This is a genomic window from Lysobacter sp. ISL-50 (assembly GCF_018612875.1).
Taxonomy (GTDB): Bacteria; Pseudomonadota; Gammaproteobacteria; order Xanthomonadales; family Xanthomonadaceae; genus Lysobacter.
This window is the reverse complement of record NZ_JAGGRI010000030.1, coordinates 1-20,986: the sequence shown is the minus strand read 5'-3', so window position 1 is coordinate 20,986 and position 20,986 is coordinate 1. Positions and strand designations below refer to the sequence as shown.

Genomic DNA, 20,986 nt, shown 5'->3' with positions numbered 1-20,986 from the left:
GCGAGGGAAGCCGCGAGTTTTTTTGTGGGAGGGAGCTTTAGCCCCGACGCTTCTCTTGCAGTTATCGGTGTTCGGACCGGAAGGCATCGGGGCTAAAGCTCCCTCCTACAGAGGCCTCGCGACCGCGCGCGATCGAAGCCCCACAAACGAAACAGGGCGCCCGAAGGCGCCCCGTCGTGAATCGAATCGGGCTCATCGAGCCCTGCCGGGCGCCGCTTACGCCGCGGCGCGGCTCGCGATCGCCTTGGCAAACGACAGCGTGTTGCCCTCGCCGCCCAGGTCCGGGGTCAGCGAATCCTTGGCTTCCAGCGTGGCGATGATCGCTTCGCGCAGCTTGGTCGCCTTCTCCGGCTGGCCGAGGTGGTCGAGCATCTGCGCCGCGCCCAGCAGCAAGGCGCAGGGGTTGGCGATGCCCTTGCCGGCGATGTCCGGCGCCGAGCCGTGCACGGCCTCGAAGATCGCCGCATCGGTGCCGATGTTCGCGCCCGGCGCCAGGCCCAGGCCGCCGACGAGGCCGGCGCACAGGTCTGAGATGATGTCGCCGAACAGGTTGGTGGTGACGATGATGTCGAACTGCTCCGGACGCATCACCAGTTGCATGCAGGTGTTGTCCACGATCATCTCGTTGCACTGGATGTCCGGATACTGCTGCGCCACTTCGCGCGCGGTCTTCAGGAACAGGCCCGAGGTCGACTTCAGGATGTTGGCCTTGTGCACCACGGTGACCTTCTTGCGGCCGGTCTTGCGGGCCAGATCGAAGGCGTAGCGCACGATGCGCTCGGAACCGCGGCGGGTGATCTTCTGGGTCAGCAGCGCGGTCTCGCCGTCTTCCGACAGCGACTGGCCTTCACCGATGTAGGCGCCTTCGGTGTTCTCGCGCACGGTGATCAGGTCCACGCCGCTCGGGAAGCGCGACTTGGTGTTCGGGAACGACTTGGCCGGACGCACGTTGGCGTACAGGTCGAAGCGCTTGCGCAGTTCGACGTTGATCGAGCTGAAGCCTTCGCCGACCGGCGTGGTCAGCGGGCTCTTGAGCGCGACGCGGGTCTTGCGGATCGAATCCATCGTCGCCGCCGGCAGCAGCTCGCCGTGCTTTTCCAGCGCGACCAGACCGGCATCGGCGAACTCGTAGCTCAGGCCGAGATTCATCGCGTCGAGCACGTGCAGGGTGGCGTCCATGATCTCGGGGCCGATACCGTCGCCACGGATGACCGTAATGGTTTGCGTCATGAGGGAATTCTTCCAGCGTTAGGGCGGCGCGCGCCGAGGGCGCGGCGCGCAAAAATGTGAGCGTTAGCCCCCTAATTATGCCGGAAGCGGCTCCCCCCTGCATGCGCAGACGTACTGAACCAGCCTCACCGGCGCCCGATCGGCCCGATTCGGCGCAGCCGCGGGTGCGATCCGGACAGGTTCGGGCGGCCATCAGCCCGGCAGACGCTGCCTGCCGCCCAGGTCGGCCGTGAGGTGCGCGGTCGCGGCTTGCGCCGCGACCGCGGAAAGCCGTTCAGCCGTGATCGTGTCCGGCCGGCGCGGCCGCCTCGCCCTGTTCCAGCTTGTCGAGGAAGTCCACCGCGCGGCGCATGTGCGGGATCACGATCGAACCACCGACCACCAATCCCACCGAAAACGCTTCGAACATTTCGTCGCGATTGACCCCGGCCTCCTTGCACTGGGCGACGTGGTAGCTGATGCAGTCGTCGCAGCGCAGCACCATCGAGGCGACCAGGCCGAGCAACTCCTTGGTCTTCACGTCCAGCGCGCCGGCCTGGTAAGTCTGCGTGTCGAGCGCGAAGAAGCGGCGCACGACCTGGTTCGGCTCGGCCAGGATGCGTTCGTTCATGCGCTTGCGGAACGCGGTGAACTCGGCGACGCGGTCTTTTTCGCCGCTGTCCTCGGCGCCGCTCATGCCGTGCCTGCCAGCAAGGGTTCCAATCCGCCCGCGCGATGCAGCGCCATCATGTCGTCATAGCCGCCGACATGGGTATCGCCGATGAAGATCTGCGGGACGCTGGTGCGCTTGGTCGTGGCGACCATTTTCTCGCGCTCGGCCGGGTCCAGATCGATGCGCACCTCGCTCCAGGTCTGGCCCTTGCTCTTGAGGAAATTCTTCGCGGCGACGCAATACGGGCAGATCGCGGTGGTATAGATCACGATCGACGGCGGTTGGGGGGCGGTGTCGCTCAAAACGGTTCTCCTGCCGGAAACTTACGGGTGGATTCGCGGTCGAATATGGGCGCGCGGCCGGGCAGTTTAAAGCGCGTGGGTGGAACGCAGTCCGTTGCCGCGCAATACGCCGGCGTCGGGTGCGCGGAACAGGGCCGGCAGGCGGCCCGGGGCAGACCTGGGGGCGGGATTAACGGCATGTTCACGCCATCGACCGCGCCGGCCTGCATCCTGCCAACGCCTGCGCCGCACGCCCGTGTTCACCGTCGCCTGCGTCCAGTTCACCCGTTTCGCCGTTTCATGCGTTAGTACAGATCCTCGATTCAAGCAGCCGGCCGCGACACCGCCGGCTCCGCACCGCTCGCTCGCCCCAAGGAATTCCGCTTGCGCCGCATCGCCCTGCTCACCGCCGCTGTCACCTTCGCCCTCGCCAGCGTCTGCGCGAGCGCGCAGGAAAACAAACTGCCGGACATCGGGTCCTCGGCCGCGGAACTGCTGACGCCGGCCAAGCAGCGCGAGTACGGCTCGATGATGCTGGCGCAGCTGCGCCACTACGATTACCTGCTCGAAGACCCGCTGATCGACAGCTGGCTCGACACCCTGGGCACGCGCCTGGCCGCCAACAGCGACAAGCCGCGCCAGCCTTTCACCTTCTTCATGCTGCGCGAGCGCCAGATCAACGCCTTCGCCACCCTGGGCGGCTACATCGGCGTCAACTCCGGGCTGGTGCTCACCGCGGAGAAGGAAGACGAAGTCGCCGCGGTGATCTCGCACGAAATCGCCCACGTCACCCAGCAGCACGTGCTGCGCGGGGTCGAGCGCGCGCAGCGCGATCAGTTGCCGATCCTGCTGGCGATGCTGGGCGCGATCGTCGCCGCCCAGTCGGCCGGCAGCAATTCCAACGACGACGCCACCATGGCCGCGATCACTTCCGGCCTGGGCCTGATGCAGCAGCGCCAGATCAACTACACCCGCTCCAACGAGTCCGAAGCCGACCGCATCGGCATCCAGACCCTGTCGCGCAGCAATTACGACACCACGGCCATGGCCGATTTCTTCCAGCGCATGCAGGTGGTCTCGCGCAGCAACGCGGCCAACTGGTACGGCGAAACGCCGGACTACCTGATGACCCACCCGGTCACCACCACCCGCATCAGCGAGGCCAAGGAACGCGCCGAGCAGCTGGCGAACAAGAACAGCGTCACCGCGGTGACCTCCACGCCCAACGCGGTGCGGGTCGAGCGCATTCCCAAGGCGCCCTTCACCCTGCCGCCCAACGCCGCCGGCACCGACAACCCGCTGTTGCCCAACGGCCTGAAGTTCAACGATCAGGCGCTGAACTCCGGCGGCACCGGCGTGTTCGACTACGCCCGCGAGCGGGTCCGGGTGATGAGCGCCAACTCGCCGCGCGAAGCGGTGCGCGAGTACGAAAAACTCGGCGGCGACAGCGACGCCAAGCGCTACGGGCTGGCGCTGGCGCGGATGCGCTCCAACCAGACCGCCGCGGCGATCGCCAGCCTGAGCGAGCTGCTGCAGAAACACCCCGACCAGCTGTGGCTAAGCCTGGCCCTGGGCGAAGCCGAGGCCCAGGCCGGCAAGATCGCGGCCGCCGATGCGCGCTTCGAGGCCCTGCTGCGCCAGACCCCCAACAACCGCGCCATCGCCCTGACCTACGCCAAGGTGCTGACCGATCGCGCCACCCCGGCCGCGGGCCAGCGCGCCCAGGCGATCCTGCGGCCGCTGTTCGGGCCGTACAGCGACGATCCGCTGCTGCAGCAGACCTTCGCCCGCGCCTGCGAGATCGCCGGCGACTCGATCCGCGCCGGCGAGGCCTATGCCGAAGCCGCCTACCTGCGCGGCCGTCCGGAGCAGGCCCTGGTCCAGCTGAATACGCTCAAGCGCAAGCCCGACCTGGACTACTACGCCCGCGCCCGGATCGAGGCGCGCATCGCCGCGATCACCCCGACCGTGCTTGAGCTCAAGCGGCAGGGTGTGCGGGACGAAGACCTCAAGCGGCAGTAGGCCCTCGGGCAAATCCCCCGCGCCGCCGGGTCGGCCGGACCTCCACGCATCGCAAGGCGCGAGCCCCCTTTTTCAAAGGGGGCAGGCATTTACGCATGCCGTCGCCCCCTCCTAACCGGGTTCCCCCTTTGAAAAAGGGGGGCGGGGGGATTTGCTTTGCCCCCCAACTGTCACCAATCCGCCCTCAACCCGCGCAACCACCGCCCCTTTTTTCAAAACGGGCAAAATTTCAGTCCCGAGTAACCGGCAACGCCCCGCTCACCAGCGCCGAGCGCCCACCCCTGCCATCGCGATGTCATCAGACCGCCAAACTCCCGCGGAGCCGATAACGCAGCCAACGACGGCGAAAGCGCCCCCAACCCCTGCGGAAGCCCGTCAGCATTGGCGGCGTACGGACACCTTTGCACAGTGGCGCCACATCGCAATAACGACAATGCCGCCCACCCTATGTCATGGAGTAGTCACAAAACGGTAGTGTACTGGCGCGGCTTCAAGGACGAACCCTTTCCGCCTCCTCCCCCGGTGACCGTGTGCAGAAGCGCATCCTGATAGTCGAAGACGAACCCGCCATCCGCGACATGGTGTCCTTCGCCCTGCGCAAGGGCGAATACGATCCGGTGCACGCCGGCGATGCCCGCGAGGCCCAGGCCGCCATCGCCGACCGCGTCCCCGACCTGATCCTGCTCGACTGGATGCTCCCGGGCACCAGCGGCCTGGAACTGGCCCGACGCTGGCGCAAGGAATCGCTGACCCGCGAGATCCCGATCATCATGCTGACCGCGCGCGGCGAAGAGAACGACCGCGTCGGCGGCCTGGAAGCCGGCGTCGACGACTACGTCGTCAAGCCGTTCTCGGCGCGCGAACTGCTGGCGCGCATCCGCGCCGTGCTGCGCCGCTCGCGCGAAGACGACGAAGACGGCAGCGTCGGCGTCGGCCCGCTGCGCATCGACGGCGCCGCCCACCGCGTGTTCGCCCAGGGCGAAGGCGGCGACCAGCCGGTGCAGATCGGCCCGACCGAATACCGCCTGCTGCATTTCTTCATGACCCACCCCGAACGCGTGTACTCGCGCACCCAGTTGCTCGATCACGTCTGGGGCGGCAGCGTCTATGTCGAAGAGCGCACCGTGGACGTGCACATCCGCCGCCTGCGCAAGACGCTGGAGCCGCATCGTCTCGACGGCATGGTCCAGACCGTGCGCGGCGCGGGCTATCGCTTTTCTGCCTCACTCGCCGCGTAAGCTGGGGGTATGCCGCCCCGCGCACGCTCCGCCTGGTTCCGCACCCTCGGTCAGCTGGCCCTGATCCTGGTCGGCGCGGCCGTGCTCGGGGTTCTGGTCGGCTATCCGTGGCCGATCGTCACCGCCGCCGCGCTCGGCGTGGTCGCGTGGCATTACTGGCGCCTGCGCCGGGTGCTGATCCGGCTGACCGCGCGCCAGCGCCTGACCCCGCCGCTGGGCGAAGGCATCTGGAACGAACTCGACCGCCTGCTGCACCGCAGCCAGGCGGAAATGCGCGGGCGCAAGCGCCGCCTGATCGAAATGCTGCGCGCCTACCGCGCCGCCGCCGCGGCCATGCCCGACGCGATCGTGGTGGTCGAACGCAACAGCCAGCGCATCCAGTGGTTCAACGAAGCCGCGACCGGATTGATGGGCCTGCGCTACCCGCGCGACATCGGCGCGCCGGTGGTCAATCGCCTGCAACCACTGCAGTTGGCGCACTGGCTGGCCTCGGGCCGCAACGCCGAGCCGCTGGAAGCCGCGTCGCCGTGGAATCCGGCGATCACCCTGAGCCTGCGCCTGATCCCCTACTCGGAAAACCTGTGGCTGCTGGTCGCGCGCGACGTCAGCCGCCTGCTGCAGCTCGAACAGATGCGCCGCGACTTCGTCGCCAACGTCTCGCACGAACTGCGCACGCCGCTGACCGTGGTCCACGGCTACCTGGACATGCTCGATCCGGAAGAACACCCGGACTGGGCGCCGATGCTGGCCGAGATGCAGCGCCAGTCGCAGCGCATGACCCAACTGGTCGAAGACCTGCTGACGCTGTCGCGCCTGGAATCGCAGGACAGCCTGCCGGCGGAAGAAACCGTGTCGATGTCCTCGATGCTGTCCACGCTCAAGCGCGAAGCCAATGCGCTGAGCCAGGGCCGGCACGAGATCGCCATGGACGATCTGGCCGGCGTGGACCTGTTCGGTTCCAACAAGGAACTGCACAGCGCGTTCTCCAATCTGGTCGGCAACGCCATCCGCTACACCCCGGCCGGCGGCACCATCCGCATCCGCTTCCGCCCGGAAAGCGCCGGCATCGCGCGCGGCGCGGTGCTGGAAGTGGTGGACAGCGGCTACGGCATTCCGGCCGCGCACCTGCCGCGCATCACCGAGCGCTTCTATCGCGTCTCCACCAGCCGTTCGCGCGAAAGCGGCGGCACCGGCCTGGGCCTGTCGATCGTCAAGCACGTGCTGCACCTGCACGGCGCGCGGCTGGAGATCGCCAGCGAAGTCGGCCGCGGCAGCACCTTCGCCTGCCACTTCGGCGTGGACCGCATCCGCCGCCGCGATGCCTACAACGAAGGCTTCGCCGATACCGGCCCCGACGCCGCGCATCACGCGGATTTACAGCAAACCTTGCAGCATCCCTCCGATTGACCCGTTGAACAGACCGCACAGGATCGAAGCAGCCGCGCCATGAATGCGATGACGGAAACCACGCTCGACACCGATCCGCTGCGCGACAGCTCGCTGTACTTCAACCGCGAACTGTCGCAGCTGGACTTCAATTTCCGCGTGCTGGCGCAAGCCCAGGACCCGCAGGTGCCGCTGTTGGAGCGGCTCAAGTACCTGTGCATCTCCTGCACCAACCTGGACGAATTCTTCGAAATCCGCGCCGGCACCCTGCGCCACGCGCAGGACCTGGGCCTGGCGCCGGGCCCGGACGGGCTGGCGCCGCAGACGGTGCTCTCGCGCATCCACGACCGCGCCGCCGAACTGGTCAAGGCGCAGTACGAATGCTGGAACGACGTGCTGCGCCCGGCGCTGCAGGATTCGGGCGTGCGCGTGCTGGGCCGCAACTCCTGGAACGCGCGCCAGACCCGCTGGCTGCGCGCGTATTTCCGCGACGAGATCATGCCGGTGCTGTCGCCGCTGGGCCTGGACCCGGCGCATCCGTTCCCGAAGATCCTCAACAAATCGCTCAACATCGTCGTCGTGCTCAAGGGCAAGGACGCGTTCGGCCGCGCCGGCAACCTGGCCATCGTGCGCGCGCCGCGCTCGCTGCCGCGCATCATCCAGTTGCCGGAGAACGTCTCCGGGGGCAAGCACGACTTCGTGTTCCTGTCCTCGGTGCTGTCGGCGTTCGTCGATGAGCTGTTCCCGGGCATGGAGGTCAAGGGCGCGTACCAGTTCCGCGTCACGCGCAATTCCGAATTGCTGGTGGACGAGGAAGAAGTCGACAACATCGCCCTGGCGCTGCGCGACGAGCTGATCGGCCGCGGCTACCTGCGCGCGGTGCGGCTGGAAATCGCCGAGCAGTGCCCCAAGCCGATCGTGCGCACCCTGCTGGAGAATTTCGACCTGCCCGAAAACGCGGTGTACCGCATCAACGGCCCGGTCAATCTCAATCGCGTGATCCAGGTTTACGATCTGGTGCAGCGCCCGGAGCTGAAATTCCCGCCCTACCAGCAGCGCGTGCTGCCCGGGGTGGAGACGCTGTTCGACACCGTCGCCGACGGCGACGTGCTGCTGCACCACCCCTTCGATTCGTTCGCGCCGGTGCTGGAACTGATCCGCCAGGCCGCCGAAGATCCGAACGTGCTCGCGATCAAGCAGACCCTGTATCGCGCCGGCAAGGATTCGCCGATCGTCGAACAACTGGTCCAGGCCGCGCGCAACGGCAAGGACGTGACCGTGGTGGTCGAGCTGCGCGCGCGCTTCGACGAGGAAGCCAACCTGGGCCTCGCCGACCGCCTGCAGGAAGCCGGCGTGCAGGTCGTGTACGGCGTGGTGGGCTACAAGACCCACGCCAAGATGCTGCTGATCGTGCGGCGCGAAGGCCGCAAGCTCAAGCGCTACACTCACCTGGGCACCGGCAATTACCACAGCGGCACCGCGCGCGCCTACACCGACTTCGGCCTGATCACCGCCGATCCGGATATCGGCAACGACGTGCACATGATCTTCCAGCAGCTGTCCGGGCTGGCGCCGTCGCTCAAGCTCAAGTGCCTGCTGCAATCGCCGTTCACCCTGCATGCCGGCGTGCTCAAGCGCATCGACCGCGAAACCAGGCACGCGCGGGCCGGCAAGCCGGCGCGCATCGTCGCCAAGATGAACGCCCTCAACGAGCCGCAGGTGATCCGCGCGCTGTACCAGGCCTCGCAGGCCGGCGTGCACATCGACCTGATCGTGCGCGGCGCCTGCACCCTGCGCCCGGGCGTGGAAGGCGTGTCGGAGAACATCCGGGTGCGCTCGATCGTCGGCCGCTTCCTCGAACACCACCGCGTCTACTGGTTCGCCAACGACGGCGCGCCGGACCTGTTCTGCTCCAGCGCCGACTGGCTCGAACGCAACCTGCTGCGGCGCGTGGAAACCGGCTTTCCGATCCTGGATTCGGATCTGCGCGGGCGCGTCTACGAGGAAGCGCTGGCCAACTACCTGGCCGACAACCTCAATTCCTGGGAACTGCGGGCCGACGGCGACTATCAGCGCCTGACCCCGGCCGAAGGCGCGATGCCGCACTCGGCACAGTCCACGCTGTTGGCCAAATTGTGCGGATGACCCAAACTTCCGCGCATGAATAATATTTTCCCGACCACCCGCCTGCCGCTCCAGGACGGCGACCTGCTCGCCGCCGTCGATCTGGGCTCGAACAGTTTCCACATGGTGGTCGCGCGGTACGTGCTGGGCCAGCTGCGCACGGTCGATCGCCTGCGTGAGACCGTGCGCATGGCCGAAGGCCTGGACCGCAAGGGCGGCCTGGCGCCGGAAGTGCGCCAGCGCGCGCTGGACTGCCTGTCGCGCTTCGGCCAGCGCATCCGCGACGTACCGCCGCAGCACGTGCGGGCGATCGCCACCAACACCGTGCGCCGCCTGGCCGCGCCGCAAGCCTTCCTGATGCCGGCCGAATCGGCGCTGGGCCATGCCATCGAAGTCGTGTCCGGCCGCGAAGAAGCGCGCCTGATCTACCTGGGCATCGCCCACGCCCAGCCGTCCAAGCCGGGCGAGCGGCGCATGGTCATCGACATCGGCGGCGGTTCCACCGAATGCATCATCGGCAGCGGCTTCGAGGCGATCGAGCGCGAAAGCCTGCAGGTCGGCTGCATCGCCACCACCCGCCGCTTCTTCGAGAACGGCAAGCTCAGCAAGAAGAAATGGCGCGACGCGCTGACCGAGGTCTCGGCCGAGTTCCAGCAATTCGCCGGCACCTACCGCGCGCTGGGCTGGCAGGAGGCGCTGGGATCGTCGGGCACCAACAAGGCCATCGGCGAAATCTGCGCGGCGATGAAGCTGACCAAGGGCGCGGTCACCGCCGAAGCCCTGCCGCTGCTGCGCGACCGCCTGCTGCAGGCCGACCGCATCGAGGCCATCGACCTGCCCGGCCTGTCCGCCGACCGCCGGCCGGTGATCGCCGGCGGCATCCTGATCCTGGAAGCCGCCTTCAACGTGCTGGGCCTGCAGCGCATGGCCATCAGCAAGGCGGCGATGCGCGAGGGCGTGCTGTACGACATGCTCGGTCGCGGCGGCGCCGACGATCCGCGCGACGCGGCGGTCAAGGCGCTGGTCAAGCGCTACGGCATCGACGAACAACAATCCGCGCGCGTGGAAGCGACCATGCTGCGTCTGTTCGACCAGGTCGCCAAGGCCTGGAACCTGGACGCCGACGACCGCCTGATGCTGATCCGCGCCGCGCGCCTGCACGAGCTGGGGCTGGTGATCGCCCACAGCCAGTACCACGTGCACAGCTCCTACGTGATCGAGAACTCGGACATCTCCGGCTTCTCGCGCCAGCAACAGCAGTTCCTGGCCGCGCTGGTGCGCACGCACCGCCGAGGCATTCCGAAGAACGCCTTCGACGCCCTGCCCGACCGACTGCTCGCCGCGGTGCGGCGCAGTTCGGCCCTGCTGCGCCTGGCGGTACTGCTGCACCGCGCGCACGAATCCGATCCGATCCCGCAGCTCGACGCGCATGCCGACGGCAACACGCTGACCCTGACCGTGTCCAAGCGCTGGCTGGAATCGCGGCCGCTGGTGCGCGCCGACCTGGAAGGCGAGCCGCAGGATATGGCGGGGCTGGGCATCGTATTGAGGCTGCTGGCGGCTTGAGGCCGCGAGGACGCGGCGGCGCTCAGCCGTCGCCCGCGGCCGCCGCCAGGCGCTCGGCCATCCGCTCGCGCATCAGGAACTTCTGCGGCTTGCCGCTGATCGTCATCGGCAGGCTATCGACGAACTCGATATAGCGCGGAATCTTGTACTGGGCGATGCGGCCCTGGCAGAACGCGCGCACGGCCTCGGCATCCAAACTCGCGCCTTCGGCCAGACGTATCCATGCGCACACTTCCTCGCCGAACTTCGCGTCGGGCACGCCGAACACCTGCACGTCGGCGATCGCCGGATGGGCGTAGAGGAATTCCTCGATCTCACGCGGATACACGTTCTCGCCGCCGCGGATCAGCATGTCTTTCAGGCGCCCGACGATGTGGGCATAACCGTCCGCGTCGATGACGGCCTGGTCGCCGGTGTGCATCCAGCCCTCGGCGTCGATGGCTTCGGCGCTGCGCTTGGGATCGCCCCAATAGCCTTGCATCACCGAATAGCCGCGCGTGAGCAGTTCGCCGATTTCGCCGCGCGGCACGGTGGCGCCGTGTTCGTCGACGATGCGCACTTCGACATGCGGATGCACGCGCCCGACCGAATCCACGCGCCGCGCCAGCGGATCGGCGGGCACGGTCTGGAAACTGACCGGACTGGTCTCGGTCATGCCGTAGGCGATGGTGACCTGCTGCATGTGCATACGCTCGACCACCTGCTTCATCACCTCGATCGGGCAGTTCGAACCGGCCATGATCCCGGTACGCAGGCTCGACAGATCGAACTCGCCGAATCGCGGATGCTCCAGCTCGCCGATGAACATCGTCGGCACGCCGTGCAGACCGGTGCAGCGCTCTTCGGCGACGGTGCGCAAGGCGACCAGCGGGTCGAAACCTTCGCCGGGAATCACCATGCACGCACCGTGGGTGACGCAGGCCATGTTGCCCAGGACCATGCCGAAGCAGTGATAGAACGGCACCGGAATGCACAGCCGGTCGTGCTCGCTCAAACGCATTGCCTCGCCGACGAAGAAACCGTTGTTGACGATGTTGCGATGCGTCAGCGTCGCGCCCTTCGGCGCGCCGGTGGTGCCGGAGGTGAACTGGATATTGACCGCGTCGTCCGGCGACAACAGCGCCGCCACTTCGCGCAGCCGCGCATGCGCATCGGCATCGTCGCAAGCCGCGACCGCATCGAACGCATGCGTGCCCGCGGGCGGCTCGCCCGGCCCCATCGACAGCACGTGGCGCAGGTCCGGCAACCGCCGCGACCGCAACAGACCGGGCGGATGCGCGTCCAACTCCGGCGCCAGTTCGCGCAGCATCTGCAGATAGTGCGAGGTCTTGAACGAAGGCACGATCGCCAGCGCCCGGCACGCGACCAGATTCAAGGCGTATTCCAGCTCATGGGTGCGATAGGCCGGATTGATATTGACCAGGATCAAGCCGACACGCGCGCTGGCGAACTGCAGCAACACCCACTCCGCGCGGTTGAGCGACCACACGCCGATACGATCGCCCGGCGCCAGCCCGAGCTTGAGCAACCCCGCGGCCAACCGGCTGACCGCCGCATCGAACGCACTCCAACTCAGGCGCACGCCCTGCGGCGGCACCACCAGCGCCTCGCGCTCGGGCCAGGTCGCCGCCACCCGCGCGAGCATCGCGCCGATGGTTTCCTCCAACAGCGGCGGCGCGGTGGCGCCGACGACATGGCTTAGTGCGGGGTCGGGTGCGGTGGGGAGGTCATGGCTCATAGCGCAAGGATATCCGTGCCCATCGTCGTTGCGTCTTCGGATTCGTGACTCAGCTCAAGAACCGCTGTGCCAAAGGCGCAAGCGGATCACCTGAACTACACCCAGCAATCGTTACATGCGTGGCCCTTGGCTGGGATCGTCCGGTGAACGCTGTGTCGCTTGCTGATCGCGCTGTCGGTTGAACGCCTGCGTTTCCCGCAAGGTGTCCTGCATCGCCGGAGGCGGCTGGGTAGCCGACACGCCGGTGTGATAGCCCGGAACGGTACCGCCGACCCACAACATCCCGTCGGCGACCCCGATCGGTCCCACACGATCCGCGTCGGGAATACCGTTGCGCTTGGCGGCCAGCATCGCCCACGCCACGGTCTCATCGGACACGGCCCCCGCTGCGCCCGCTCGGATCTTCGCGAACATCGCCAGGTCTTCGCTCGATAATTGCGACACGTCCGAAGCGGATTCACGTTGCGCCGGCTCAGTCACCGGAGCCGGCTCGGAAAGCGCAGGCGTTGCCGCATTCGATATCCCATCCGGTCCACGAGCATCAGCCCCAGCCTGAGGATCGATCTTCGCACCGAGATTGACGTTGGCGGCGAAGTCCCGCGTCGGAAGGTCCTGGAGCTGATCCGTCGCGCGCTGGATCAACGCCAGCCCGGCCTGCGTATTGATCGCTATCAAGGTCTGCCGATCGGCGATGCCATCGACTTGCTCTGTTCCATGCCACAGCTGAAATGCCTGCACCGCACGCTGCGTATCGGGTCCGAATACGCCGTCCGGCTTGATTGGGATCTTGACGTGGTCGTTGATGCCCAGCTGGATCAGGCTCTCTTGAAGCTTCGCCACCTCGGGACCGCGCTCGCCTATTTTCAGTACGCCGTCTGCGCTCGCTTCCCGTGTGTGGCGCTCATGCAGAGGAACCCCAGCCCCACGCAGATAGTTCGGAAGACCGTGATCGTCGGTCTGCATCCAATCGTTGCGCGCGCCAGGCGGTTGGAATGTTTGCATCTCATGAAACGGGCCGGCGACGTTAACGCTAACCTGTACGGCAATGAGAGTTGCCGCATCGGCGATACCCGAAGGCAATATCCCGTGTTGACGCTGAAAGGCGGCGACCGCGTCATGGGTGTTTCGACCGTACTGGGCATCGGCGTCAATGACGCGCCCCTGCGCATCGGTGACGCCCAGCCGATTCAGATGTTCTTGCAACGCACGAACATCGTTGTTGCGATCGCCCAGACCGAGAGGGCGAGGATCGGAAATCGCATAGGGAATCCCCTTCCATTGCGTCGCGGAGGCTTCGCCGACTGCAACGTGCTGCCAGGCCGCATCAGGCGACATGCCCTTTTCGATGCTGGCTTTGTATTGCTCCCGCATCGCATCCAATGCCACAGCGACTTGGGCAGCGGTTGTGTGCATCGCATTGCCATGCCTTTCATAGAGCGCGTATGCATGCCCCGGATTGTCGGGGTCTTCCACGCTCGCCCATTCCAGGCAGGCCGCCTTTTGCGCCCCGCGCAGCGTAGCGCCCTGCTCGCCGGCTATGTACTTGTAGATGTTCGGGCGCTTGACCTTGATCAGGTGATCCGCGAACATTTTTTCTTGATTTTCCGGCGTGTATTTTTCCGCGGGGTCCACGCCCAACTCTCTGATCGTCGTGCGCATGGTATCGGGGATGACCTGATACTTCCCGACCGCGAACAACCTGTCCGGATCCCCGGGCGCAAGCGATTGCCTGCGCATGATCTCCGCTATCGTCATCTGTCCCAGATCGATCGGCTGATCCGCGCCGACGATCCGCCCTCTCGCCGTGCCCTTGTTGTAGGAGTTGTAGTCGCCCTCTCCCTTGCTGATCAGATCGCCCAATACATTCGTCATTAACGCACCTCCTTGTGGCCACCGCGAAAACTATTCGGCTGTCAGTTTCCACTCTTGGACAATCGGCTCGGACCCGTCCTTGCTCAATCTCAGGATGTCTCCGTAGGCTTTGATGTTCAATTTGGCGCCATGACCGGAGAAGGTCATATAGCAATAGCCATCATCGGTGCAGGCTTCGATTTCCCTGAACTCCTTGCAGGTGTCGCAGGCGCCGGATGTAGCCGGGGTTTCGCAAGTTTTTTTGTAGTCGTCTCCAACCGTCAACAGCAGGCACTCGTCCAGATTCGCGTCTGGCTTCCAGCCGTCGGCCACCAGCAATTTCCGGAAAGGCCCATAGGCCATGCCCTGCTTGTATTGCGACCCGAGCGATCCGATCTTTTCCACTCGCTCCGACGCGGACGCGGCCGGTTGAGGTTGGGCCGCCGGTGGAGAGGCTTCGCAGCCGCTCAGTCCGGTCGTCATCACGGCTATGGCGGCAACATCGCGCAGCCTCATGGTGTCGTTCTCCTTTAATCCGTGATCCAAGCTCGAAGTCGAACGCGCTCTTGCCGGCCTGCGCTTTGCCTGCACCTGTAAATCGTCCGGCGACGGCGGCCCAAGTTCACGTCTGATCCGCTCGTTGCTGATCGCGAGATCCCGCAACAACGCAGCATCGCGAGCCCATTCGATACGGCCTTCGCTCGGCCAGCGCGTTCGGTCGGCATTGCTCATCGACGCTCCCTGTCTCGCTGATTCCACCGCGTATCACACCCGTGCGAGTTGGACCCATCAACGGCCAACCGTTGCCCGATGATTCTGCGTCGCGAGTCGCATCGTCAAGTGGCGACGACAGCTTCGATCAGGAAGATGCCGATTTCTTCATGAGAAAAGATGCTTGCAAATCACTTACCGTTAGCCGCTTTGTTCAAGCGTCAATATCGATGACGCGAATTCCAAGCACTGAAAGCACATCGTGTCTCAAGCAGATGAGGCCGGTATTTTCGGCATGCCAAGCAAAACTTTCCGGATCAGACTCGCGCGGCAATGCGCGGCGCAACACACGGTCACGCAACAATTCGAGCATGGTCCTGGCGAAAGCGTATCCGCCCGACTCGCCGGCATTCGTAATTCGACGCCGCCCATACGGCGACGCCACTGCCTCAACTCGAAGACCGCTGCGCCGCCTCGATCCGCAACTGCTTCGCCCGCACCAGCACCGGCGGCGGGGTGATTTCTTCCGGAATGCGGAAGATGCCGATCCTGCGCAGCCATTGGCCCGGGGCCTTGGCCGAGGTGAAGGCGACCACGGGGATCGAGATGACCAGGCCGATGATCACCGGCGACATCCACGCCGCCAGCGGCGGCGAGATCACGTAGGCCATCGCGCCGATCATCAATCCGAACAAGGTCAGGCCACCGTAACTGCGGATCAGGCCCGACAGCGGCAGGCTGCCGTCGTCGCGGCGCTGCGATTCCCAGCCCGAGTCCCTGCCGGCCAGCACTTCGGCCACGCCGCGCGATTGCACGTACATGGTGATCGGCGCCATCAACGCCGCCAACAGGGTTTCGAAGATCATGCTGACGAAGGCGCGGATCGCGCCGCCGCAGCCGCGACGGGTCTCGCGGTCGGTCAGCATCGCCAGGAAGGCCATGAATTTCGGCGCCAGCAGCACCGCCATGGTCGCCACGAACACCCACAGCACGCGGTCGGGGTCCTGGTCGCGCCAGTACGCGCTGGGCGAGAAACCCGGCAGGCGGATGCTCTGCCACTTGAAGTAATCGACCCGGTCCAGCGGAATGATCAGGCCGACCAGCATCAGCATCGCCCACATCGGCGCGGTGAAGTAATGGCCGATGCCCATGGCCATGTGCATGCGGCTGATCCAGTGCAGGCCCTTGGCCGAAACCACCGCGCCGTGCTGCAGATTGCCCTGGCACCAGCGACGGTCGCGCACCAGCATGTCGGTCAGCGACGGCGGGCCTTCCTCGAAGCTGCCGACCAGTCCCGGCACCATGTGCAGGGCCCAGCCGCCGCGGCGCATGAACGCGGCCTCGACGAAATCGTGGCTCAGCACGGTGCCGCCGAAGGGCTTGTAGCCGCGCAGTTCCGGCAGGCCGGCGTGATCGGCGAAGGCCTGGGTGCGGATGATCGCGTTGTGGCCCCAGTAGTTGCTCTCCGCCCCGTGCCACCAGGCGATGCCGTAGGCGATCACCGGGCCGTACACGCGCCCGGCGAACTGCTGCATGCGCGCGAACAAGGTCTGGCCGTTGACGATCATCGGCAGGGTCTGGATCAGGCCGACATCGGCGTTGCGCTCCATCGCGCCGGACAGCTTCACGATGACCTCGCCGGTCATCAGGCTGTCGGCGTCCAGGATCAGCATGTGCGGATAGGCCGAACCGAAGCGGCGCACCCATTCGGAAATATTGCCGGCCTTGCGTTCGGCGTTGTTCTTGCGGCGCCGGTAGAAGATGCGGTCGTGGCCGCCGGTGCGCTCGCGCAAGGCGTTGAACGCGCGGATTTCGGCCTGGCGCACCGGTTCCTTGGTGGTGTCGCTGAGGATGAAGAAATCGAAACGGTCGAGCTGGCCGGTGGCGGCGACGGATTCGTAGATCGCCTGCAAGCCCGCCATCAAGCGCTCGGGATCTTCGTTGTAGGTCGGCATCAGCAGCGCGGTGCGCTCGTGCAGTTCCGGCAATTCGCCGCCCTGCCTGAGGCCGAAGCGCCAGCGCCGCCGCGACAGGATCAGGATGAAGCCGGCGAAGGAACTGGCGAAGGCCAGCGCGATCCAGGCGAACAAGGGCACGAACAACATCAGCAGCAACGCTTCGAGCAGGCTCAGGCCGCCGACGTAGAGCACGCGCAGGATGTGGTACGCCGCGACCAGGGTCAGCACCGCGGCGCCGCCGATCACGTACAGGCGGCGCCAGGCCATGGCGTTGGGCGCGCTGGGCAGGCGGCCTTTCGGACGCTCGCCCACGCGCAGCGATTGCACCGGCATCGTCATCGGCGATTCCGGGGGCAGCGCCTCGTAGGGTACGGAGGCCGGTCGTTTCGGGGGAGTGACAGTTGCGTTCATGCAGTCCAACGATAAAGCCAGGTTTCGGAAAGGGGACCGGCGCCGTCTTCCAGCACCGCGCGCAATTCGATCGTGCGCGCATCCCCGGGTTGCAGTTCGAACGATACGCGCCATCCGCCGGTGCCGGGGTTGGCATGCGCGACGGCGTTGGCGATTCGGCCCGCCGACGCCCACACCACCGCGCGCGGCGCGGCGTCGGCGGCCAGTTTGGACAGGCCGCCGCCTTCCAGGTCGATCACCACCAACCGCGCGCCGTTGCCGCCGGCGCCGATGCGGGTGCGCGCGACCGTCGCCAGCGACGGCGTCCAGGCATGTTTGGCGCACCAGTGCAGACGATAGTCGTAGCGATGCTCGCGCCCGCCCGCGAGCGGCGCGCGCGGGCGCCAGAAAGCGACGATGTTGTCCTGGTATTCGTCCTTGGTCGGGATCTCGATCAGGTGCACCGCGCCTTCGCCCCAGTCGCCTACCGGCTCCACCCAGGCGCTCGGACGGCGCTCGTAATGCGCCTCGCTGTCGGCGTAATCGGCGAACGCGCGCTTGCGCTGCATCAGTCCGAACGCGCGCGGGCGGCGATCCTGGAACGCGCTTTCCTGCAGGCTGGGCGGGTTGTGCAGCGGCCGCCAGATCTGTTCGCCGGCGCCGTTGTGCATCGCCAGGCCGTCGGAATCGTGCACGGCCGGGCGGAAGTCGTCGATGCCGACGCGATCGGTCGCATCGAAGTGATACATGCTGGTCAGCGGCGCGATGCCCACGCGGCTCAAGGCCACGCGCGGATACAGACGCAGTTGCGTATCGAACACGGTTTCGACGCCGGGCGTGATGACGAAGCGCAGCGCGCCGGCCACGCTCGGGCTGTCCAGCAGCGCGTGCACGACGATCTGCTTCGCGCTCGACGCCGGCTGTTCGATCCAGAACCCGGTGAAGGCCGGAAACTCTTCGTTGTCGCCGGCGCCGGTGTTCAGCGCCAGCGCGCGCGCGGACAGGCCGTACAGCAGGTTCTTGGCAACCGCGCGGAAATAGCTCGCGCCCAGGAACGCGCAGATTTCGTCGAAATAATCCGCGCGATTGATCGGCGCATGCACGCGGAAACCGGCGAAGCCCAGATCGTCCTGCGCCGGCCTGGGCGCCTGGCCGAAGCTGAACATCTTCGGCGTATACACCACCGGCACGGCGACGCCGCCGCGCACCACGTGCATGTCCACGCGCTGCTTGAACAAGAACGCGCGGTGGAAGAACTGCAGCTGGAACGGCAGCCGCTCCGACTTCCACAGCGCCTGCGCCGGGTCGAAGCGGATATCGCGCCAGGTGTCGTACTTGATCCGCGCCAGCGCCTGCGGCAGATCCGCGTCGGCTGGCCGATAAGGCCTGGCCGCCAGCGCGCGCGCCAGCGCCGGCACGGTGTCGGCGGCGAACGCCTGCCCCGGTCCGGTCGCCGCCCAGACCGATCCCAGACCGCCGCCGGCCAGACCGGCCAACGGCAGGCTGAGCCCCGCCTTGAGTACTTCGCGTCGCTGCAAGCGCGCACCTTCGGATTGGATAAACCGGGCGATTGTAGGGATCGGCTTGTTAACACTCCGGAATATGCGCTGCCCGCGGCGCTATTGACTCGGCGCCGATCAGGCGGTTTTCGCCGCGATTGCGTGACCGGATCGAATGAAAACGGTTACCCAGGCCGCGGTCATCCGCGCGTCATCCCGCCGCAACCGCCAGGACATGGCGCGCGCCCAGGATTGCTCAAACCCGGAGCCGCGCAATGCGCTACGCGATCGTCACCGAGACCTACCCGCCGGAAATCAACGGCGTCGCCCTGACCGTGCAAGGTCTGGAGCGGGGTCTGCGCGCCCGCGGTCATCAGGTCGATCTGGTCCGTCCGCGCCAGGACGCCGACGGCGGCGGCGACGGCGAGGCTCACGAATTGCTGGTGCGCGGCCTGCCGCTGCCGCGCTACCCCGGCCTGCGCTTCGGCCTGCCCTGCGCCGGCCGCCTGATCCAGGCCTGGACGCGCGACACCCCCGACGCCATCTACGTCGCCACCGAAGGCCCGCTGGGCGGCTCGGCCTTGAAAGCGGCGCGGCGCCTGGGCATTCCCGCCGCGACCGGCTTCCACACCCGCTTCGACGAATACATGCGCGACTACGGCGCGCCGTTCCTGGTCGGCACCGCGCTGGCGTGGATGCGCCGCTTCCACAACGGCGCCGACGCGACCCTGGTGCCGACTCGCGAGCTGGCCGAGTTCCTGCGCGCGCGCGGCTTCGAAGACGTGGTGCGGCTGCCGCGCGCGGTCGATACCGAACTGTTCGACCCGCGCCGCCGCAACGCCGCGCTGCGCCGCGAATGGGGCCTGGACGACGATGGTTTCGCCGCGATCTATGTCGGCCGGATCGCGCCGGAAAAAAATCTCGACCTGGCCGTGCGCGCGTTCCGCGCCTTGCAGCAGCAGCGCCCGCAGGCACGCTTCGTCTGGGTCGGCGACGGCCCGGCGCGGGAAAAACTGCAGCGCGACAATCCCGACTTCATTTTCTGCGGACTCAAACGCGGCGAAGTGCTGGCCGAGCATTTCGCCAGCGGCGATATGTTCCTGTTTCCCAGCCACAGCGAAACCTTCGGCAACGTGACCCTGGAAGCGATGGCCAGCGGCGTGCCGACGGTGGCCTTCGACTACGGCGCCGCGCACGAGCACCTGCGCGACGGCCTGCACGGCGCGGCGATCGCCGACGGCGACGACGCCGGTTTCATCCGCGCGGCGGCGCGCATCGGCAGCCAGGACGCCTTGCGCGCGGGAATGTCCCGCGCAGGCCGCGAAGCGATCAGCGGCCTGCGCCCGCAACAGGTCGCGGCCGATTTCGATGCCCTGCTCCACGGTCTGGCCGAGCGCAATGCGACTGGCCGCGGCGCGTTGCGACGATTGAACGACGAAACCAAACCCAAGCAGGAGGTCTTATGAACCGGTTGCCTTTGCGCAAACGTCTGATCGCCGGCGAATCGGGTTGGTGCCTGCGCGCCAATCGTCTTGGCGAACGCAGCAGCTCGCGCGCTTACTTCGCCGCGGTCAGCCGCTTGGGCGACGGCGTGTTCTGGTATGCGCTGATGGCGGCGTTGATCCTCGTGGACGGTTACGACGGCCTGCGCGCCTCCGCGCATCTGGCGGCGACCGGGGTGATCGCGTTGGCGTTGTACAAGCTGCTCAAGCGCTGGACGCGGCGCCCGCGTCCGTTCGCCTCCGATCAACGCATCCACGCCTGGGTCGCGCCGCTGGACGAGTTCAGTTTTCCCTCGGGGCACACCTTGCACGCGGTGGCTTTCAGTCTGGTGGCGATGGCGCATTACCCGGTGCTGGCGTGGCTGTTGATTCCGTTCACCGCGAGCATCGCGGCGTCGCGGGTGGTGCTTGGCTTGCATTACCCGAGCGATGTCGTGGCGGCTACGGTGATCGGCTCTACCTTGGCCGGATTTTCGTTGTGGCTGGTGCCGGGCGTGTCGTTGTTCGGCTGAGGGTTGCTGGCTGGGCAGGCGCCACATTTCGATTGGCTTCGGCGGGAAATAACACTTGAATTTGCAGAAGCAGCGGCGATCTTGCCGCTGCTTCTGCGTGTGCGTTTGCCTGTTTTGCGGGCGCCGCGCCCTCGCACTGCCGTTGCCGTTGCCGTTGCCGTTGCCGTTGCCGTTGCCGTTGCCGTTGCCGTTGCCGTTGCCGTTGCCGTTGCCGAGATTTTGCTTTGCCTCGGCTTCGCTTTGCTGTGTCGTGCCTCGGCTTCGGCTTCGGCTTCGGTTTTGCTTTTGTTGTTGTCGTTGCTAGGCGCCGCTAGTAACTCGCGAGA

The 20,986-nt window shown here is 66.6% G+C and carries 16 protein-coding genes and 1 pseudogene; 8 read left to right on the top strand and 9 right to left on the bottom strand.

Features of this window, described 5'->3' with window-relative positions:
- Positions 1 to 216: 216 nt before the first annotated feature.
- The 3 genes from J7J50_RS17485 to grxC all read right to left on the bottom strand — a co-directional run bounded on the left by J7J50_RS17485 (position 217) and on the right by grxC (position 2,184).
- A complete protein-coding gene (locus J7J50_RS17485; RefSeq protein ID WP_215059067.1) occupies positions 217 to 1,230 on the bottom strand; it encodes an isocitrate dehydrogenase in 1,014 nt (337 codons plus the stop codon).
- A gap of 274 nt (positions 1,231 to 1,504) precedes the next feature.
- On the bottom strand, positions 1,505 to 1,906 hold the full coding sequence (locus tag J7J50_RS17480) for a carboxymuconolactone decarboxylase family protein (RefSeq protein ID WP_057942316.1): 402 nt from the start codon (positions 1,904 to 1,906) through the stop codon (positions 1,505 to 1,507).
- On the bottom strand, positions 1,903 to 2,184 hold the full coding sequence (gene grxC, locus J7J50_RS17475) for a glutaredoxin 3 (RefSeq protein ID WP_215059069.1): 282 nt from the start codon (positions 2,182 to 2,184) through the stop codon (positions 1,903 to 1,905). The genes J7J50_RS17480 and grxC overlap by 4 nt, the downstream gene beginning before the upstream one ends.
- A gap of 372 nt (positions 2,185 to 2,556) precedes the next feature.
- Here grxC and J7J50_RS17470 point away from each other — a divergent pair, with 372 nt between their 5' ends.
- From J7J50_RS17470 to ppx, 5 genes and pseudogenes are all read left to right on the top strand, one after another.
- Entirely contained in the window at positions 2,557 to 4,185 is a 1,629-nt protein-coding gene (locus J7J50_RS17470) for a M48 family metalloprotease (RefSeq protein ID WP_343222538.1), read from the top strand.
- A gap of 530 nt (positions 4,186 to 4,715) precedes the next feature.
- The gene (phoB, locus tag J7J50_RS17465; RefSeq protein ID WP_057942314.1) at positions 4,716 to 5,423 is read left to right on the top strand and encodes a phosphate regulon transcriptional regulator PhoB; all 708 of its coding nucleotides are present in this window, start codon (positions 4,716 to 4,718) and stop codon (positions 5,421 to 5,423) included.
- 9 nt (positions 5,424 to 5,432) lie between these two features.
- Positions 5,433 to 6,743: pseudogene (phoR, locus tag J7J50_RS17460) on the top strand (phosphate regulon sensor histidine kinase PhoR); the annotation flags it as partial.
- A gap of 126 nt (positions 6,744 to 6,869) precedes the next feature.
- Positions 6,870 to 8,954 (top strand): polyphosphate kinase 1, encoded by a 2,085-nt coding sequence (gene ppk1, locus J7J50_RS17455; protein ID WP_215059073.1) that lies wholly within the window; start codon positions 6,870 to 6,872, stop codon positions 8,952 to 8,954.
- Between the two features lie 15 nt (positions 8,955 to 8,969).
- The gene (gene ppx / locus J7J50_RS17450) at positions 8,970 to 10,499 is read left to right on the top strand and encodes an exopolyphosphatase (RefSeq protein WP_215059074.1); all 1,530 of its coding nucleotides are present in this window, start codon (positions 8,970 to 8,972) and stop codon (positions 10,497 to 10,499) included.
- Positions 10,500 to 10,521: 22 nt separating this feature from the next.
- On the opposite strand, the gene J7J50_RS17445 is transcribed toward ppx, so the two are convergent.
- The 6 genes from J7J50_RS17445 to J7J50_RS17420 form a co-directional block, all read right to left on the bottom strand.
- Positions 10,522 to 12,237 (bottom strand): AMP-binding protein, encoded by a 1,716-nt coding sequence (locus J7J50_RS17445; RefSeq protein ID WP_215059076.1) that lies wholly within the window; start codon positions 12,235 to 12,237, stop codon positions 10,522 to 10,524.
- A gap of 111 nt (positions 12,238 to 12,348) precedes the next feature.
- Positions 12,349 to 14,109 carry a peptidoglycan-binding domain-containing protein gene (locus tag J7J50_RS17440; RefSeq protein WP_215059078.1) on the bottom strand — a complete coding sequence of 587 codons (1,761 nt, stop codon included), beginning with the start codon at positions 14,107 to 14,109 and terminating at the stop codon, positions 12,349 to 12,351.
- Positions 14,110 to 14,139: 30 nt separating this feature from the next.
- Entirely contained in the window at positions 14,140 to 14,820 is a 681-nt protein-coding gene (locus tag J7J50_RS17435; RefSeq protein WP_215059080.1) for a hypothetical protein, read from the bottom strand.
- A gap of 193 nt (positions 14,821 to 15,013) precedes the next feature.
- Positions 15,014 to 15,172 (bottom strand): hypothetical protein, encoded by a 159-nt coding sequence (locus J7J50_RS17430; RefSeq protein ID WP_215059082.1) that lies wholly within the window; start codon positions 15,170 to 15,172, stop codon positions 15,014 to 15,016.
- 76 nt (positions 15,173 to 15,248) lie between these two features.
- Positions 15,249 to 17,168: a glucans biosynthesis glucosyltransferase MdoH gene (gene mdoH, locus J7J50_RS17425; RefSeq protein WP_215059084.1), complete on the bottom strand. Its 1,920-nt coding sequence runs from the start codon at positions 17,166 to 17,168 to the stop codon at positions 15,249 to 15,251.
- Positions 17,165 to 18,685 (bottom strand): glucan biosynthesis protein G, encoded by a 1,521-nt coding sequence (locus J7J50_RS17420; protein WP_215059086.1) that lies wholly within the window; start codon positions 18,683 to 18,685, stop codon positions 17,165 to 17,167. The genes mdoH and J7J50_RS17420 overlap by 4 nt, the downstream gene beginning before the upstream one ends.
- A gap of 236 nt (positions 18,686 to 18,921) precedes the next feature.
- On the opposite strand from J7J50_RS17420, the gene J7J50_RS17415 reads away from it, so the two are divergent.
- The 3 genes from J7J50_RS17415 to J7J50_RS17405 all read left to right on the top strand — a co-directional run.
- On the top strand, positions 18,922 to 20,112 hold the full coding sequence (locus J7J50_RS17415; protein WP_215059088.1) for a glycosyltransferase family 1 protein: 1,191 nt from the start codon (positions 18,922 to 18,924) through the stop codon (positions 20,110 to 20,112).
- Entirely contained in the window at positions 20,109 to 20,660 is a 552-nt protein-coding gene (locus tag J7J50_RS17410) for a phosphatase PAP2 family protein (protein WP_215059091.1), read from the top strand. The genes J7J50_RS17415 and J7J50_RS17410 overlap by 4 nt, the downstream gene beginning before the upstream one ends.
- Before the next feature lie 81 nt (positions 20,661 to 20,741).
- On the top strand, positions 20,742 to 20,986 hold a 245-nt coding region (locus J7J50_RS17405; protein WP_215097524.1), incomplete at its 3' end, for a hypothetical protein.